This window comes from Polynucleobacter tropicus, from assembly GCF_013307225.1.
GTDB lineage: Bacteria > Pseudomonadota > Gammaproteobacteria > Burkholderiales > Burkholderiaceae > Polynucleobacter > Polynucleobacter tropicus.
Genome location: NZ_CP028942.1, coordinates 1720003 through 1737409, shown reverse-complemented (window position 1 = coordinate 1737409; position 17407 = coordinate 1720003). Strand labels below are relative to the sequence as shown.

The 17407-nt window shown below is 46.3% G+C and carries 18 protein-coding genes; 8 read left to right on the top strand and 10 right to left on the bottom strand.

Annotated elements, in window-relative coordinates:
- The first annotated feature begins 80 nt into the window (after window positions 1-80).
- Entirely contained in the window at window positions 81-2018 is a 1938-nt protein-coding gene (dnaK, locus tag DCO17_RS08900) for a molecular chaperone DnaK (RefSeq protein ID WP_173956366.1), read from the top strand.
- A gap of 107 nt (window positions 2019-2125) precedes the next feature.
- A complete protein-coding gene (gene dnaJ / locus DCO17_RS08895) occupies window positions 2126-3247 on the top strand; it encodes a molecular chaperone DnaJ (RefSeq protein ID WP_173956365.1) in 1122 nt (373 codons plus the stop codon).
- 8 nt (window positions 3248-3255) lie between these two features.
- Here the strand turns inward: dnaJ and panB are convergent, their stop codons facing one another.
- From panB to DCO17_RS08865, 6 genes are read right to left on the bottom strand one after another with little or no spacing between them, the layout of a single operon-like run.
- Window positions 3256-4071, bottom strand: a complete 816-nt coding sequence (gene panB, locus DCO17_RS08890) for a 3-methyl-2-oxobutanoate hydroxymethyltransferase (protein WP_173956364.1) — start codon at window positions 4069-4071, stop codon at window positions 3256-3258.
- Between the two features lie 17 nt (window positions 4072-4088).
- Complete coding sequence (folK, locus tag DCO17_RS08885; RefSeq protein WP_173956363.1) at window positions 4089-4616, bottom strand: 2-amino-4-hydroxy-6-hydroxymethyldihydropteridine diphosphokinase; 528 nt, start codon at window positions 4614-4616, stop codon at window positions 4089-4091.
- A 52-nt stretch (window positions 4617-4668) separates the two neighbouring features.
- On the bottom strand, window positions 4669-6072 hold the full coding sequence (gene pcnB / locus DCO17_RS08880) for a polynucleotide adenylyltransferase PcnB (protein ID WP_173956362.1): 1404 nt from the start codon (window positions 6070-6072) through the stop codon (window positions 4669-4671).
- Entirely contained in the window at window positions 6069-6749 is a 681-nt protein-coding gene (locus tag DCO17_RS08875; RefSeq protein ID WP_173956361.1) for a histidinol-phosphatase, read from the bottom strand. Before DCO17_RS08875 ends, pcnB begins: the two co-directional genes overlap by 4 nt.
- 19 nt (window positions 6750-6768) lie before the next feature.
- Window positions 6769-7524: a DnaA regulatory inactivator Hda gene (gene hda, locus DCO17_RS08870; protein WP_173956360.1), complete on the bottom strand. Its 756-nt coding sequence runs from the start codon at window positions 7522-7524 to the stop codon at window positions 6769-6771.
- 10 nt (window positions 7525-7534) lie between these two features.
- Window positions 7535-8524: an AI-2E family transporter gene (locus DCO17_RS08865; protein WP_173956359.1), complete on the bottom strand. Its 990-nt coding sequence runs from the start codon at window positions 8522-8524 to the stop codon at window positions 7535-7537.
- A gap of 72 nt (window positions 8525-8596) precedes the next feature.
- Between DCO17_RS08865 and purM the strand changes: the two genes are divergently transcribed.
- A complete protein-coding gene (gene purM / locus DCO17_RS08860) occupies window positions 8597-9649 on the top strand; it encodes a phosphoribosylformylglycinamidine cyclo-ligase (protein ID WP_173956358.1) in 1053 nt (350 codons plus the stop codon).
- On the opposite strand, the gene miaA is transcribed toward purM, so the two are convergent.
- Complete coding sequence (miaA, locus tag DCO17_RS08855) at window positions 9646-10656, bottom strand: tRNA (adenosine(37)-N6)-dimethylallyltransferase MiaA (protein ID WP_173956357.1); 1011 nt, start codon at window positions 10654-10656, stop codon at window positions 9646-9648. The two genes, purM and miaA, sit on opposite strands and share 4 nt — an antisense overlap.
- 58 nt (window positions 10657-10714) lie before the next feature.
- Between miaA and DCO17_RS08850 the strand changes: the two genes are divergently transcribed.
- Window positions 10715-11359, top strand: a complete 645-nt coding sequence (locus DCO17_RS08850; RefSeq protein WP_173956777.1) for a VTT domain-containing protein — start codon at window positions 10715-10717, stop codon at window positions 11357-11359.
- A gap of 35 nt (window positions 11360-11394) precedes the next feature.
- Here the strand turns inward: DCO17_RS08850 and DCO17_RS08845 are convergent, their stop codons facing one another.
- Window positions 11395-12237 carry a SirB1 family protein gene (locus DCO17_RS08845; protein ID WP_173956356.1) on the bottom strand — a complete coding sequence of 281 codons (843 nt, stop codon included), beginning with the start codon at window positions 12235-12237 and terminating at the stop codon, window positions 11395-11397.
- A 5-nt stretch (window positions 12238-12242) separates the two neighbouring features.
- A complete protein-coding gene (gene murJ, locus DCO17_RS08840; RefSeq protein ID WP_173956355.1) occupies window positions 12243-13796 on the bottom strand; it encodes a murein biosynthesis integral membrane protein MurJ in 1554 nt (517 codons plus the stop codon).
- Window positions 13797-13947: 151 nt separating this feature from the next.
- On the opposite strand from murJ, the gene rpsT reads away from it, so the two are divergent.
- Complete coding sequence (rpsT, locus tag DCO17_RS08835) at window positions 13948-14214, top strand: 30S ribosomal protein S20 (RefSeq protein ID WP_173956354.1); 267 nt, start codon at window positions 13948-13950, stop codon at window positions 14212-14214.
- Window positions 14215-14288: 74 nt separating this feature from the next.
- Here rpsT and DCO17_RS08830 read toward each other — a convergent pair whose 3' ends face one another.
- Window positions 14289-14603, bottom strand: a complete 315-nt coding sequence (locus DCO17_RS08830; RefSeq protein ID WP_173956353.1) for a DUF3579 domain-containing protein — start codon at window positions 14601-14603, stop codon at window positions 14289-14291.
- A gap of 150 nt (window positions 14604-14753) precedes the next feature.
- Between DCO17_RS08830 and argF the strand changes: the two genes are divergently transcribed.
- The 3 genes from argF (at window position 14754) to ppnP (ending at window position 17339) form a co-directional block, all read left to right on the top strand.
- Window positions 14754-15701: an ornithine carbamoyltransferase gene (gene argF, locus DCO17_RS08825; RefSeq protein ID WP_173956352.1), complete on the top strand. Its 948-nt coding sequence runs from the start codon at window positions 14754-14756 to the stop codon at window positions 15699-15701.
- 63 nt (window positions 15702-15764) lie between these two features.
- Complete coding sequence (locus tag DCO17_RS08820; protein WP_173956351.1) at window positions 15765-16997, top strand: argininosuccinate synthase; 1233 nt, start codon at window positions 15765-15767, stop codon at window positions 16995-16997.
- A gap of 36 nt (window positions 16998-17033) precedes the next feature.
- Window positions 17034-17339 carry a pyrimidine/purine nucleoside phosphorylase gene (ppnP, locus tag DCO17_RS08815; RefSeq protein ID WP_071466051.1) on the top strand — a complete coding sequence of 102 codons (306 nt, stop codon included), beginning with the start codon at window positions 17034-17036 and terminating at the stop codon, window positions 17337-17339.
- Window positions 17340-17407 lie beyond the last annotated feature (68 nt).

The window sequence follows — 17407 nt, the reverse complement described above, 5'->3', positions numbered from 1 at the left end:
TCAGGGCAATTCACTGAGTTGCTACTGAAATTGAAACAAGCCAGAAGTACAACAAAACAATTTTATTTTTTGGAGCCATTATGGGAAAGATTATCGGAATCGACTTAGGAACCACAAACTCATGCGTTTCAGTCGTTGAAAACAATGCACCTAAAGTTGTAGAGAATGCAGAAGGTGCTCGCACCACACCATCCATCATCGCTTACGTTGAGGATGGCGAAGTATTGGTTGGTGCTCCAGCAAAGCGTCAATCAGTAACTAATCCTAAAAACACTATTTACGCTGTTAAGCGTTTAATGGGTCGTAAATTTACAGATCCTGAAGTGCAGAAAGACATCGGCTTGATGCCTTACTCCATCGTTCAAGCAGACAACGGTGATGCTTGGGTTGAAGCACGCGATAAGAAAATGGCGCCACAACAAGTGTCCGCAGAAATCTTGCGCAAGATGAAAAAGACTGCTGAAGATTACCTTGGCGAAGAAGTGACCGAGGCGGTGATTACAGTGCCTGCTTACTTTAATGATAGCCAGCGTCAAGCAACTAAAGATGCTGGTCGTATTGCTGGTTTAGATGTGAAGCGCATCATTAACGAGCCTACCGCAGCCGCGTTGGCATTTGGCCTGGACAAACAAGACAAGGCTGATCGTAAGATCGCCGTTTATGACTTGGGTGGCGGTACATTCGACGTATCCATCATTGAAATCGCTAACGTTGATGGTGAGAAGCAATTTGAAGTTCTCTCCACAAACGGTGATACTTTCTTGGGTGGTGAAGACTTTGACCAACGCATTATCGATTGGATCATTGCTGAGTTCAAGAAAGAGCAAGGCGTAGATCTGAGTAAAGACGTATTGGCATTGCAACGTTTAAAAGATGCTGCTGAAAAAGCCAAGATCGAATTGTCTTCTGCTCAACAAACTGAAATCAATTTGCCATACGTGACAGCTGATGCTAGCGGTCCTAAGCACTTGAACTTGAAATTGACTCGTGCAAAGTTGGAGTCTTTGGTTGAGGAATTAATTAACCGTACAGCAGGTCCTTGCTTGACTGCGATTAAAGATGCTGGCGTTAGCGTTTCTGATATCGACGACGTGATTTTGGTTGGTGGTCAGACACGTATGCCTGCGGTTCAAGACAAAGTAAAAGAAATCTTTGGTAAAGAGCCACGTAAAGACGTTAACCCTGATGAGGCGGTAGCTGTTGGTGCTGCGATCCAGGGCTCAGTATTGTCCGGCGATCGTAAGGACGTATTGCTCTTGGACGTTACCCCATTGTCATTGGGTATTGAAACTCTTGGTGGCGTGATGACCAAGATGATCCCAAAGAACACTACCATTCCTACCAAGCATTCACAGGTGTACTCAACTGCTGAAGACAATCAGCCTGCTGTAACGATTAAGTGCTACCAAGGTGAGCGTGAGATGGCTTCTGCCAACAAATTGCTCGGTGAATTTAATTTGGAAGGTATTGCTCCTGCGCAACGCGGTATGCCACAAATTGAAGTGACCTTTGACATCGATGCCAACGGTATTTTGCATGTAACCGCAAAAGACAAAAACACTGGCAAAGAGAACAAAATCACCATCAAGGCCAATTCTGGTTTGACAGAAGAAGAGATCCAGCGCATGGTTAAGGATGCTGAAGCAAATGCTGCGGAAGATAAGAAGGCGCTCGAGTTGGTAACTGCGCGCAATACAGCGGATGCATTGGCTCACTCAACCAAGAAAGCTTTAGAAGAGCATGGCGCTAGCCTAGAAGCTTCTGAGAAAGAGGCAATTGAGGCTGCACTCAAAGAATTGGATGAAGCCATCAAAGGTAGCGACAAGGCAATCATTGAGGCGAAAACCGAAGCATTGGGTAAAGTAAGCCAGAAGCTTGGTGAGAAGGTAATGGCGGCAGAACAGGCTAAAGCTGGTGCTGGTGCTGCAGGCGCGGCTCCTGGTGGCGCAGCCCCTGGTGCGGCACCGGATGCCGATGTTGTCGATGCTGACTTTAAAGAGGTTGATGACAAGAAATAATTGAGTCAAAAGCTATTTTTAACGAAATTTTGAAGTGCTTAAATAACAAGTCGGCCTCGCGCCGACTTGTGCCATTCGGGTTGTTGGGAAGTTGAGAGGAATAGGCCGTGCCTAAAAGTAAACGCGATTTTTATGAAGTGCTTGGTGTAGCGAAGGGTGCTAGTGATGATGAGTTGAAAAAAGCTTATCGCAAACTGGCAATGAAATACCACCCCGATCGCAATCCCGACAGCAAAACTGCCGAAGCGCAATTTAAAGAAGCGAAAGAGGCCTACGAGACTCTATCCGATCCCAACAAGCGCGCTGCTTATGATCAGTATGGCCATGCTGGTGTAGACCCATCAATGGGTGGTGGATTTGGCGGCGGTGGATTTGCTGATGCCTTTGGCGACATCTTTGGCGATATTTTTGGTCAAGGCGGTGGCCGCCATTCTGGACCACAGGTTTATAAAGGCGCAGATTTACGTTACAACATGGACATTACTCTTGAGCAAGCGGCTGAAGGGTATACGACACAGATTCGCGTACCAAGTTGGAGCGATTGCAAGCCCTGTCATGGAACGGGTGCTGAGCCTGGTACTAAAGCGGAAAAATGCTCTACTTGTGATGGCCATGGCCAAGTGCGTGTGCAGCAGGGATTTTTCTCAATGCAACAAACTTGCCCCAAGTGTCGCGGTACTGGTGAGTATATTCCGAAGCCTTGCAAAACCTGTCATGGCTCAGGTAAACACAAAGAACAAAAAACACTCGAGATCAAAATCCCAGCAGGTATCGATGATGGAATGCGCGTACGCTCCGTAGGCAATGGTGAGCCTGGAATTAATGGCGGCCCAGCTGGTGATTTATATGTAGAAGTACGCGTTAAGCCGCATAAAGTATTTGAGCGTGATGGCAGTGATTTGCATGTGCAGATGCCGATTTCTTTTGCTACAGCAACGATCGGTGGTGAAATTGAAGTGCCAACACTCTCAGGTCGCGTTGAGTTTCCCATACCAGAAGGAACGCAAACTGGAAAGACATTCCGTTTGCGTAACAAAGGCATTAAGGGCTTACGTTCGACCCTAGTGGGTGATTTATTTGTTCACGTAGTCGTTGAAACCCCTGTCAAATTGACTGACGACCAAAAGAAACTGCTCAAACAGTTTGATGAGAGTCTGAAATCAGCTGGTGATAAACATAGCCCGCAGCAAAAGGGCTGGTTTGATGGCGTAAAGAGTTTCTTTAGCTAATTCTTAAGTTAACCAGCAAAGCCATGTTCAGGTCCGGGAAACTTTCCGGACTTGACTTCGCGGACATAGGCTTTTACAGCCGCTTCAATCGAATGGTGACCTTCCATAAAGTTCTTCACGAACTTGGGAGGCTTTCCGGGGCTAATGCCCAGCATATCCTGCAGCACCAATACTTGACCTGAACAATCTGGTCCAGCACCAATACCAATCGTTGGAATGGATAGTGCCTCAGTAATTTTTTCACCAAGTGAAGATGGAATGGCTTCGAGCACGATCATTTGTGCACCAGCTTGTTCGCATGCGATTGCTTGTTCGAGCATGAGGCTCGCAGCATCCTTGGATTTCCCTTGAACTTTATAACCACCTAATACATGCACGGATTGTGGGAGCAGTCCGAGATGTGCACACACAGGCACGCTACGTTCAACCAAGTATTGAATGATATCGATTTGCCAATCGCCGCCTTCTAGTTTGACCATATCTGCGCCAGCGCGCATTAAGGTTGCTGCAGAATCTAAGGCCTGCAATGGATCACCGTAGCTAGCAAAGGGTAGATCAGCGATAACAAACGCATGAGTATTGGCGCGGGCTACACATTCCGTGTGATAGGCAACTTGTTCTACCGTTACTGGGGTTGTACTGGTGTGTCCTTGAATCACATTACCAAGAGAATCGCCAATCAAAATGGTCTCAACACCGCAGCGATTGAGAAGCGCAGACATGGTTGAGTCATATGCTGTCAGCATAGAAATCTTCTCACCCTCAGCGTGCATCGCGAGGAGCTTGGTAATTGTGATTGGCTTATCGCCCTGTAAGTAACCCATGGCGAGAGTTTAATGAATTAATGCGCCGTTTGGCTATAAACGTCTTTTTCTCCGCAATTGCAGTTGCGGCAAGGGAGTTTTTCAATACGCTGGTGAGCTACTTTGGGTAGATAGGCCTTTAATTCACCCAGATTTGGTAGAAAGAAATCAGGGGCAATTTCAAGTAATGGCAACAAAACAAATGAGCGTTCAATGATTTTAGGGTGGGGCAACATCAACTCGGTTTCGTTCTGAGTGACGCCCTCAAAAGACAAAATATCCAAATCTAAAGTTCGAGGGGCGTTCGCGTAAGGGCGCTCTCTGCCAAACTCTTGTTCAATGGCTTGGCAGACGTGCAGTAATCCATATGGACTAAGCTCTGTCTCAATTTCAATTACGGCATTAATGTAATCGCCACCAGTTGCTTCAACAGGCGCGCTTTGATAGAAACAACTTTTAGCAAGTATATGGAGTTCGGCGCGCTGCGCTAAGCAAATGATGGCATCAGTAATCAGCTGACGCGTGTCGCCGATGTTGCCACCAAATCCGATAAAAGCTCGTGCCATACGATTCCAAATTCAAGATGGAATTACTTTACCGAAATTTTTATAAGTTTGCTTAGCTCGAAGAAACTTCCACTGGGTTTGTGGCTTTTGGTTTTCTGCGACGACGTCTATTTGTTGGTGAGTTAGTGGTATTACCTAGTTCAGTTTTGGCGCTAGCCATTAATGCTTCTTGCCCTGCCGGATCTGCCGCAATGAAATTAGTCCACCATTCACCAAGCGCTGGGCTTTGTTCTCTGGTAGCGCAGCGCAAGAGCATGAAGTCATAGCCTGCCCTAAAACGGGGCATTTCAATCAAGCGATAAGGGTAACGCCCAACTCGTCTTTCAAAGCGAGGTTGCATTGACCAAATTTCTCGCATGTCACTCTCAAAGCGACGCTGAATAGTCATGCCGCTGCTTTGGGTGGCAATTGTTTCGTCCATGGCATCTTGTAGCGCCGGAATATTGGCCATGCCTTTAGCAAGATTGGCCTTCCAGTTTTTGAGAAGATCTGGCCACAGCAATGTGGCAAATAAAAATCCTGCCGATACGCTTTTCCCTGATTGGATGCGCTGATCTGTATTGGCAAGTGCTAGCTTCACAAATCCATTTGCCCCGATAGCGTTTTCGTTGTCATCCAAGATATGGTCAAGTAGAGGCAATAGCCCATGATGCAAGCCCGCTTCTCGAAGGCCTTGAATCGCTGCCCATGAATATCCGGACATGAGGAGCTTGAGGATTTCATCAAAAAGCCTTGCTGCCGGTACGTCTTGTAAGAGCTTGCCTAATTTAGCAATCGGTGAGCGGGTATTGGAGTCAAGAGTAAATCCAGTTTTAGCGGCAAAGCGAATGGCTCTGAGCATTCGCACAGGATCTTCGCGATAACGTTTGGCCGGGTCGCCAATCATGCGCAAAGTTTTTCTTTGCATATCCGCCATGCCGCCGTGATAGTCAAGAACGGTTTCGGTGGAAGGGTCGTAATACATCGCATTGATCGTAAAGTCACGGCGGGCAGCATCCTCGCCCTGTGAGCCCCAGACGTTGTCACGCAAAATGCGACCGCTTTCTGCCACGTGATCGCCGGCGTTATCAAGTAAGGCTCTAAAGGTTGAGACCTCGATAATTTCAGGGTGACCCTTGCCAAAGAAGGTCACGTGAACAATTTGGAAGCGTCGACCGATGAGGCGTGCTTTGCGAAAAAGTCGCTGCACCTGATCCGGGGTGGCATTCGTTGCCACATCGAAATCTTTTGGCTCAATTCCTAAAACAAGATCACGTACTGCGCCACCCACAATGAATGCTTCGAAGCCTGCTTGTTGCAGAGTTTGGGTAACCTTAACGGCATTTTTGGAGAGCAGGTGTGGATCAATGCGGTGAGATTTTTTGGGAATCCGCTTAGGGGCTCCAGCTTGATTGGCTTGCGTATGCTTGACCATAGGGTCACGACGCAAGATGCGTTTAAAAAACTTAGTAATCATGCAAACAGCTCAAGAATAGGCCAGTTGCGTTTTTGGGCTTCATTACGCAAGCGATCGTCGGGATTGGTGACAACAGGATTGCTGACTTGCTCAAGTAGTGGCAAGTCATTCATGGAGTCGGAATAAAAATAACTACGTGGTAACTCATCAAGCTTGAGTTCTTGTTTTGCTAGCCAGTTGTGTAAATTCAAAATTTTGCCTTCACGAAAGTTTGGGCTTCCTTTAACTTCGCCAGTGAAGTTGGCCAATGGATTATCACCATTGGTTGCTGGTTCGGTTGCAATAAGGTGCTCAATACCAAAGCGCTCAACAATCGGACGTGTCACAAAGCTATTCGTAGCTGTGACGACGCAACAAAGATCGCCAGCATCTTGATGCTTTTTGACTAAATCAATAGCTTTTTGACGAAGCTGTCCGTTGATCACTTCGTGCATAAATTGGTCATGCCATTCTTTGAGTTGTGCGCGTGAGTGCTCGGAAAGCGGTTTGAGGGCAAAGCGCAAAAATTCATGAATATCGAGCCTGCCATCTTTGTAGTCTTGGTAGAAGCGTTCGTTTTGTCGCGCATAGTAATCGCTATCAACCACACCAATACGTGCCAAAAACTGCCCCCATTCGTAGTCGCTGTCGCAGGGAAGTAATGTGTGATCTAAATCGAAAAGGGCTAACTGTGTCACTAATGAAATATTCAGAAAATTATTTGGGTTGCAGAAGCTCGCGCACCAGTGGCAAGGTGACAGCACGTTTTGTCTCTAGCGAGTAAGCGTCTAAAGCATCAATTAAAGCCATTAAGTTGGGCATATCACGGTAGAAACGATTTAATAACCAAGGAGCCACTTCTGGGGATAGTACCAATCCACGAGCTTTCGCTGCTTGCTCTAATGCTTGTATTTTCTCATCATCGTCAAGAAGTTGGGTTTGAAAGATGAGGCCCCACCCTAGGCGTGTCCGTAGATCCTCTCGTAGCCCTAGATTAGCCGGTGCCGCATTGCCAGCCATGAAGATATGAATATTTTTACTGGCTTGTACTGTATTGAGGATGCGAAAAAGTGCTCCCGCTAGCCTGTCATCAAGCCGGTCAACATCATCAACCGTGATCACAGAAGCTTTGTCATTTTCTGCCAATGCGGTAATTTGTTCTTCTAGTCGCACCCAGGTGATGGGTTCTGTAGGCGTTAGTGAAAAAGATTTGAGACCTGCAAATTCAGCCGCATTCGTCATGGCCTGAAGTAAGTGGGTGCGTCCAGATCCCTCCGGACCCGACCAATACATCCAGCGATCATTGAGTGGGTTGTTGATTTCTTTTGGCGGGCTTTTTTTCCAGGAGTCGCAAAGTGTTTGCAGGGTAGAAATGAGTGCGCGATCGCTTCCGGGAAGGTAATTTTCCAGACTGGCTTTTGGGGTATGGCCAATATCTAAAGCAAATTGTTTTGGAAGCGACGGCGTATTCATTAAAACGAAATTATTTTTGATACCAAGTGCTTTGTGTGTAAACGGACCATAAGTATTTAACCAATACCAAACTCACCGCACTGATGGGCAGCGCCAGGAGAACGCCAAAGAAGCCAAAAAGTTTTCCAAATAAAAGCAATGCAAACAATACGGCTACAGGGTGTAGGCCGATGCGCTCACCCACTAGGCGTGGAGTTAGGAAGAATCCTTCGATGAACTGCCCAATGCCGAAAAGAACGAGGACTCCAATGACTTCTGTATGTGGGCCGAACTGCAAAAGCGCGGAGATGATTGTTAGACTTAAACCTAAAGTGATTCCGATATATGGAATCACAATCATGAAGGCTGTGAATACGCCTAATGCGACAGCGCCTTTAACGCCGATCAATGCTAGTCCAGAGCTATAGTAGACCGCCATAATAGAAACCACAATCAACATGCCGCGTAAGTATTGCGATAACAAACCATCGGTATGCATCGCAAGGTGATGAACTGTATCTTGAGCGCGCACTGGAACAATGGTTCTGAGTAAACCAAAGAAATGTGTCCAGTCAATTAACAAGTAAAACATCACAAAGATAATCAGAATTGCATTTACAAATCCAGCAATGACTGAGCTACCTGATAGCAAAACAGTGTCGAGTGCGGAACTCATTAATGTGTCGGCATTGTCATTAATGTGCGTTGTAATTTTTTGAATGGCGTCGACTTTGAGTGATGCCCAATCAAAATTAATATGCAACTCAGTCAGCTTTGGACCAAGCCAAGTTTGGGTGTTATTGATCCAGCTTGGAATCTGGGTGCGAATTAGGGGGATTTCGTATTTAAGGAGTCCAACAAACAGGCTGAGAATGAAAAAAATGAGGCCAAGCCCAAAAAGGACCGCTAAGCCGGCGGCAAGACCACGGGGGAGGCGGTGTTTTTCAAGCCATAGGCAAACGGGTCGCAGGGCATATGCCAGGATGAATGCGGTCAAAAATGGGGTAAAAATTTCAGCCATTACGAGTAATCCTCTAGAATTCAATGATTCTACTGACCCAGTAGCATTTTTTACTAATATTCCAGCCCAGATATGACTTCTTCTACCAATTCTTCTTCAAAAGGCCTTTCCTACCGTGATGCGGGTGTTGATATTGACGCTGGGGATGATTTAGTCGATCGCATTAAGCCTTTGGCTAAGAAAACCATGCGCGAGGGTGTTTTGGCCGGAATTGGTGGCTTTGGTGCTCTTTTTGAGGTTCCGAAGCGCTATAAAGAGCCGGTTTTGGTCTCGGGTACTGACGGAGTAGGCACAAAGCTACGCTTGGCTTTTGAGTGGAATCGTCACGATACCATCGGTCAAGATTTGGTGGCCATGAGCGTGAATGACATTTTGGTTCAAGGTGCCGAGCCATTATTTTTCTTGGATTATTTTGCTTGCGGCAAGCTCTCCGTGGAGACTGCGGCAACAGTAGTTGGCGGTATTGCTAAAGGATGCGAATTATCTGGTTGCGCATTGATTGGTGGTGAAACTGCTGAGATGCCTGGAATGTATCCTCCGGGTGAATATGACCTAGCAGGTTTTGCTGTGGGCGCGGTTGAGAAATCAAAAATCATTACTGGTAACACCATTGTTCCTGGCGACGTAGTACTGGCAATTGGATCTAGTGGCGCTCATTCCAATGGTTACTCATTAGTTCGAAAAATTATTGAACGCGCTGGTGCAAAGCCGACCGATGATTTGGGCGGTCGTTCATTGGGCGATGTAGTGATGGCTCCAACAGAAATTTATGTGAAGCCTCTTCTGAAATTAATTTCTGAAATCGATGTGAAAGGCATGGCACACATTACTGGTGGCGGTTTAGTAGATAACGTGCCACGTGTGTTGCCTGAAAATACCCAAGCAGTATTGCATCGTGATAGCTGGCAGTTACCCGAACTCTTCCGCTGGTTGCAAATGAAGGGTGGCGTTGCTGATGCGGAAATGGTCCGAGTATTTAACTGCGGTATTGGTATGGTGGTGATTGTGTCGCCAACCCAGGCTGATGCAGCAATTAAATCACTGATTGCTCAAGGCTTAAAAGCATGGACTGTAGGTGAAGTTGTGGAGCGCCCAAAGGATGCCCCGCAAACCATTGTTATCTAAGCAATCGTCTTCAAACTGTTTTTGCAATAATCTAGGGCTGCCTTCATCTCAATTGGGTTGAAGGGATCGAATGTATTTCTTCCTGAGATAGCTCTGAGCCAAGTAAGTTGGCGTTTTCCCAATTGCCTTGTTGCAGCCAATGCTTTGTAACGCATTTGCTCTGCATCGATTTCACCATTCAGAAACTCCCAGGCTTGGCGATATCCAACTGATCGTATCGCAGGTAAGTCTGCGTGTAGTTCTGGATTTTTTCGCAAGAGCCTTACTTCTTCCAAAAACCCAGCAGTCAGCATTTCATCAAAACGCTTTTCCAAATTTTGATGCAGTCGCTTACGATCGCTAGGCTCTAGCGAGACCAAGTTGATCCAATCGGGAATGTCGGAACCTTCTCTGCCATCTTCACTGGGCGATTCTGCCAACAAGGTTGACATTGTTTTGCCAGCAATTTCGTAAACCTCGAGTGCGCGTTGTACTCGTTGCGAATCATTTGGCTCTAGACGCATGGCGGTTTCTGGATCGATTGCAGCCAGTTTGGCGTGCATGGCGGGCCAACCGATACGTTTGCCCTCTTTATCTAATCGTTCGCGAATCTCGGGATTTGCAGGTGGCAATGACGATAGACCATATGCCCACGCTCTCCAGTAGAGCATGGTGCCCCCAACAATAACGGGAATATGCCCCCTGCTCTCTATTTCTGAACAAAGTCGCTTTGCATCTTTTGCAAACCGCGCCGCTGAGTAGACTTCAGTCGGTTCAAGAATATCTATTAGGTGATGTGTTACTGCTGCTTGTTCTGCTTTAGTGGGTTTTGCACTGCCAATATCTAAACCGCGATAGACCAATGCCGAATCCATGCTGATGAGTTCTATGGTCAAGCCAATAGATTTGGCATATTCCGCCAGCGACATGGCGAGATGGGTTTTGCCAGCACCAGTCGGACCCACAATACAAAGTATTGGATTACTTACTGATGACTGCATAGGCTGAATGTGTAGTTCAGTTTGCATAAGTCATTATAAGAGCCTGTTAATATGCCCATCAAACCTATTTTTGGAGAGCAAGTTGATTGATGCCCTGTTGCAGTTGAGTGACTTATTGCTGCATATTGATCGCCATTTAGATGTCGTTATTTCTCAATATGGCCCTTGGGCATACGGTTTGCTCTTTGCGATCGTATTTGCGGAAACGGGTTTAGTTGTCGCGCCATTCTTGCCGGGCGATTCTTTGCTCTTTATTGCTGGCGCCTATTGCGCAACAGAGCACTTCAATCTTTGGACTTTATGTTTTGGTTTGTTATTTGCCGCGATTGCGGGCAACACAGTGAACTATTTCATTGGTCGATGGATTGGTAAAAAAGTATTTAGCAGTCAGTCTCGCTGGATTGATCAAGGAGCTTTATTAAAGACCCATGCTTTTTATGAGAAGCATGGCGGCAAGACAATTATTCTTGCGCGTTTTCTGCCGATCATTCGTACCTTTGCGCCATTTATTGCTGGCGTATCTGAAATGAACTTTTCGCGCTTTCAGTTATTCAATATTACGGGCGCAGCTCTTTGGGTGTTTGGTTTGGTCATTGCGGGATATTTCTTTGGCAACATTCCGTTTATTCGCCAAAACCTAAACGTCATTGTTTTGGTAGGTATAGGCGCAGCTGCAGTGCCGGTATTTTTGGCAGCACTCTTTAAGATTTTTCAACCCAAGAAAAACTAGCCAAACAAAATCCCGTTTGGCGTAATGCATCCTTCTTAGTGCAACTTTGTCTGGCTTTCCAATGTTGCGATGTGCTCGCGTATATCGCTAGCATCTTCCGCTTCTGGCACTTCGCTTAGGTAGCGATGCATATCTTCTAAGGCAGGCCTTAGATACTCTAGCTGCGCAAAGATCAGGCCGCGATCTCGAATCTCTTCAATTGAATCGGGTAACAAAATCACAAGGCGTTCTTGAATTCCTAATAAACGCTCCCAGCGCTCATGCTCTGAGTAGATCATTTTGAGGTTTCTCAGGAATCTAGAGAGGATTTCTCTAGGGCTGGAGGCCCGCAAGAAGATGTTTAGTGGGAGGCTGAGCTCACCTCGATAGCCCTTGGCATCAAGATATGGGTCAAGCATTTCTTGCAACTGGTTTTTAGAAAGGGATTCACCAGTAAGGGGGTCCATGATCACTTCACCTTGTTGCAAGGAGATGCGCATCATGAAGTGATTTGGAAAAGAAACGCCACGGATCTTCAAACCAATTTGCTGTCCAAGCTCCATCATCAAAATTGCCAAAGAGATTGGAATGCCACGACGATTTTCAAGCACGTAGTGCAAGTAAGAATTTTCAGGGGCATAAAAATCATTTGGGTTAGGACCAAAGCCTAGCTCGGTATAAAAAAAGTGTTTCAAAATTTGTAGGCGCTGAACAGGCGATGTATCTGGAGTAATCCGCGCTTTTAATTTATTACCCATTTCATCAAGCTGATCAAGCACGCCTTGAACATCAAGATCTGGGTATGCATGTTGTGCCACTGCGATAGCGGCTTCCGTTAGCGGAAAGTGTTCATCTTCAGTAACTAAAGAAGTGAAGTAGTCGAGCTGTTGTGTTGGCATACGTCCTATTTTGCATGACGCAAGAATTTTTGCCAGCGAATTCCTACCAAAGCCAAAGAAACAAAGTAAACCAAGGCCGCAGCCGTTAACCATAATGCCAATAGGCCAATGCGAGTCCAGGGTTGAGCTTGAAGCTCGATCCAGTTATGGGCGGTCGCCGCATAAAAAAGCACTGCTGAAAATGGGATAAGGGCGAGTAATAGTTGCCCTAGATATTTGAGCCATGCAGCATTTGGAAGGGCGCCCCGTTTGCTTAGGCCTATCCACAGTAGTGCTGCATTTAAGCATGCACCAGTACCGACAGATAAAGCGAGACCCGCATGTCCGAGCCAAGGTACAAAAACGAGGTTTGCTAACTGAGTGGCAATTAGAACAACCAAGCCAATTTTGACGGGCGTACGAATATCTTGGCGAGAGTAAAAGCCAGGAGCCAAAATTTTTACCAAAATTAAACCAATTAAGCCAACGCCATATGCTGCTAGAGCGCGTTGTGTCATCAGCACATCGAGAGCATTAAATTTTCCGTAGTGATACAAAACGGCCGCTAAGGGCTCGCCAAAAATGAAAAGCGCGATGGCAGAAGGCGTCGCCAATAAGAGGGTGAGTTGTAGGCCCCATACCAATAGTTCGCCAGCATGTACCAAATCATTTTTGGCATTTGCTTTACTGAGGCTCGGTAACAGAACAGTGCCAAGCGCTACACCAAGTAAGGCAGTTGGAAACTCCATTAAGCGATCAGCGTATGACAGCCATGAAACACTTCCGGCCTGTAAGCGAGATGCAATGTTGGTATTGATGATGAGGGATATTTGTGCAACAGACACGGCAAAGACTGCGGGCCCCATAAGTTTTAAAACGCGTCTTGCATCAGGATTGTTGAATGCGGATTTAATTGCGCCTGGTAGCAAACCAATGCGCGGCAATAAACCCAAGCGTGCAAGAGATGGAGCTTGAATACCTAATTGCAGAACTCCACCTAGTAGTACGCCAATGCTCAGGGCATAAATTGGTTGTTCTAAATGTGGCGCCAAGAAAATGGCGCTGCCTATCAGCGCGAGATTTAAGAGAACGGGTGTAAATGCTGGAATCGCAAAACGATGATAGGTATTTAAGATCCCGGCTGATAGTGACACCATGGAAATGAGCCCAATGTAGGGGAACATGATCCGAGTCATGACAACGCTCGCATCGTAGGCTGGACCGCCACTAAAGCCGGTGGCAATCACCAAAATCAATAATGGGGCGCCAATAACCCCTGCCAATACTGTCAGCAATAAAGCCCAAAATAGGAGGGTGGCAACCGCGTTTATGAGAATTTTGGCCTTATTTTGGTCTTCATTTGTGGAAATTTCGCCCAAAATGGGCACAAAAGCCTGTGAAAAGGCCCCCTCGGCGAATAGTCGTCGGAGCAGGTTAGGTAGCCTAAAAGCCACATTAAAGGCGTCTGTCCACTCTGAAGCCCCGAAGCTACGGGCAATGAGGGTCTCCCGTAGTAGCCCCGTAATACGGGAGAGCATGGTAAGGGAGCTGACCTTGGCGGCAGCGGAAAGCAGGTTCATGAGCCGATTTTCCCCTATTTATGGTTTGACTGGGCTTTTTTGCCCCTTTCAGGTAAAATCTTGGGTTTTGGCGAGCTTGCTTACAAAATTGGCAAGGTCGCAAGATATTTAACTAATCGTATTTAGCAATTTATAGAGGCAAGGTTTAAAGATGGCCAATACAGCACAAGCGCGCAAGCGCGCACGCCAGGCAGTAAAACAGAACGAGCACAATTCCAGCTTGCGTTCAAAGCTCCGTACTTCCATTAAGGCAGTTCGTAAAGCGATCGAATCTGGTGATAAAGCTGCTGCTGCAAAAGTATTCGCAGCATCCCAATCAACAATCGACAAGATTGCTGACAAAAAGATTGCTCACAAAAATACTGCGGCTCGTCAAAAGTCACGTTTGTCTGCAGCTATTAAGGCGATGGCAGCGTAATTTAGTTTTTGTTTTAGGCTGGTCGAAACGTATTTCGACCTAGGCCCGCTCCTCATCAGAGCGGGTTTTTGTTTTTAAGGCTGAGGTGGTGTTGCTGGGTTGAACTCACAAGCCTCTTCGATCGGTAGGTTGTTGTCTTTGGCAAAGTTCATGACAAAGTCTAGCGCTCTAGGGTCGAGGTCACCTAGTCTGGTATCAATAACAACGCATTTCACTTTTGCAATCAGTACTGGTCTTACATAGGGCGAATAAGTGAAGCGAGGGTCTCCCGAATCTCCGGGTGGGCGAAAAGTAGCCATAACCCCGCAAAGACGCTCCGCCCAATCGCTGGGCCGAAACGGTTTGCCAGAAGTTGTAATACCTTGAATGAAAAGCGTTTTGTGGTTCAAGTGGGCGTTTGAATGTTTATAAGAAGTAGTACTAAGCCCTCTAGCTTAACAGCCTGAGGTGGCCGTAAGATGGCTTAATGTTCTATTTTCGTGCAGTTGAATGGTTTAAGAAAAAAATAGCAAGCCAAAACTTTAGTAGAAAGCTCAACTATGACATCTCTGGCAAAGCCTCAAGTGCCTGGTCAGGTCAAGCACTACCTGCAGTTTGCTGACCTCACTCGTGAAGAATATGACTACTTGCTGAAAAGATCGGCATGGTTAAAAGCCAAATTTAAAAGTTATGAGACATGGCATCCGCTGCATGATCGTACTTTGGCAATGATTTTTGAGAAGCATTCAACACGTACGCGTCTCTCATTTGAAGCGGGAATACACCAGCTTGGCGGTCATGCGGTTTATCTGAATACCCGTGATACTCAATTAGGTCGTGGCGAGCCTGTAGAGGACGCTGCGCAGGTTATTTCAAGAATGACCGATATCATCATGATTCGCACATTCGGACAAGAAATTATTGAGCGTTTTGCTTCGAACTCTCGCGTGCCGGTGATTAATGGTCTGACCAATGAGTATCACCCGTGCCAAGTTCTCGCAGATATCTTTACTTATGTTGAAGCGCGTGGACCGATTCAGGGAAAAACGGTTGCTTGGGTTGGCGATGCAAATAACATGGCCTACACCTGGATTCAGGCGGCTGAATGCTTAGATTTTCAATTGCGCTTTTCCGCGCCCGAAGGTTATCAATTAGATCCAGCGCGCCTTAGCAGTAAAGCTACTAAACACCTAACCATTTGCGCTGATCCCAAGGATGCATGCAAAGGCGCTGATTTGGTGACCACGGACGTTTGGACCAGCATGGGCTATGAAGCTGAAAATACTTTACGTATGAATGCTTTTAAAGACTGGATGGTTGATGAGGAGTTAATGGCGCTCGCAAAGCCTAATGCCTTATTTATGCACTGTCTACCTGCGCACCGTGGTGAAGAAGTTTCTGCCGGCGTGATTGATGGTCCGCAAAGTATTGTTTGGGAAGAGGCGGAAAATCGTCTGCATGTTCAAAAGGCTTTGATGGAGTATCTGCTCTGCGGCCGTTTGGATTAAGGAATAAGAGTAGTAAAAAAGTATTGAGTCATTTGTTTGTTAATTTTTATTGAATAAGAAATCATGTCTGATATTAAAAAGGCCGTACTAGCGTATTCCGGTGGACTCGACACCAGTGTGATCTTGAAGTGGCTTCAAGATACTTATGACTGTGAAATCGTTACTTTTACTGCAGATTTGGGTCAGGGCGAAGAGCTTGAGCCAGCGCGCGCCAAAGCACTCCAATTTGGTATCAAGCCAGAAAATATTTTTATTGATGATTTGCGTGAAGAATTTGTGCGCGACTTTGTGTTCCCGATGTTCCGTGCGAATACGATTTATGAGGGTGAGTATTTACTCGGCACTTCGATCGCTCGCCCACTAATCGCAAAACGTCAAATTGAAATTGCCCGTTTAACTGGTGCGGATTCTGTATCGCACGGCGCTACCGGCAAGGGTAATGACCAGGTTCGCTTTGAATTGGGTTACTACGCTTTAGAGCCAGGAATTAAAGTGATTGCTCCATGGCGTGAATGGGATCTCCTCTCTCGTGAGAAGTTGATGGCCTACGCTGAGAAGCATGGCATTCCAGTCGAAATGAAACACAAGCAAGGTGGCTCGCCTTATTCCATGGATGCCAACTTATTGCATATCAGCTATGAAGGCCGTCATTTGGAAGATCCAAATGCCGAAGCTGAGGAATCTATGTGGCGTTGGACGGTGTCTCCTGAAAAAGCTCCAGATGCCCCTGAAATTATTGAAATTGAATTTAAGTCCGGTGATCCTGTCGCGATTAACGGCAAGGCATACAAGCCACATGAATTATTGGCTGAGCTGAATCGCCTTGGTGGCAAACACGGCATTGGCCGTCTCGACTTAGTGGAAAACCGTTTCGTCGGCATGAAGAGCCGTGGTTGCTATGAAACTCCTGGTGGCACGATTTTGCTGAAAGCGCATCGTGGTATTGAAAGTATTACGTTAGATCGCGAAGTAGCGCACTTAAAAGATGATTTGATGCCACGTTATGCAAGCTTGATCTATAACGGTCTGTGGTGGGCTCCAGAGCGCATCGCTTTGCAAGCCTTGATTGACCATACCCAGCAGATGGTAAATGGCGTAGTGCGTTTGAAACTCTACAAGGGTTCTGTTTCTGTGATTTCACGTGATTCAGCAAATACCTTGTTTGATCAAACTATCGCAACTTTTGATGATGACGGCGGCGCCTATAACCAAGCTGATGCTGGCGGCTTCATCAAGCTCAATGCATTGCGTATGCGTATCGCTGAAACCGCAAAACGTAAGCGTACAAAGAAATAACTTCAATTAGAACCAAACAATAAAGAGAGAATTCAAATGCAATTTGATCAAGTTTCTGTTGGCAAGAAGGCTAATGTATTTTTTGATGGCAAGTGTGTGTCACATACCGTGACCCTGCCGAATGGTGTGCGTAAATCTGTTGGCGTTGTATTGCCAAGCACTTTGCGTTTTGATCTCAGCACTAAGGAGGTGATGGAAGTGGTTGATGGCAATGCATTTGTCAGTATCAATGGCGCTCCTGAGCAAGAGTTCAAGGCAGGTCAAAGCTGGGAAGTGGAAAAGGGTGGTTATTTCATCATCCGCGCTGAGCAGCCAGTGCACTATGTTTGCCACTTTGAGTAAGTGGAATAACGTAGAGAAAGCCACCTTCGGGTGGCTTTTTTATACTCATTTAAATATGAAGTATGTAA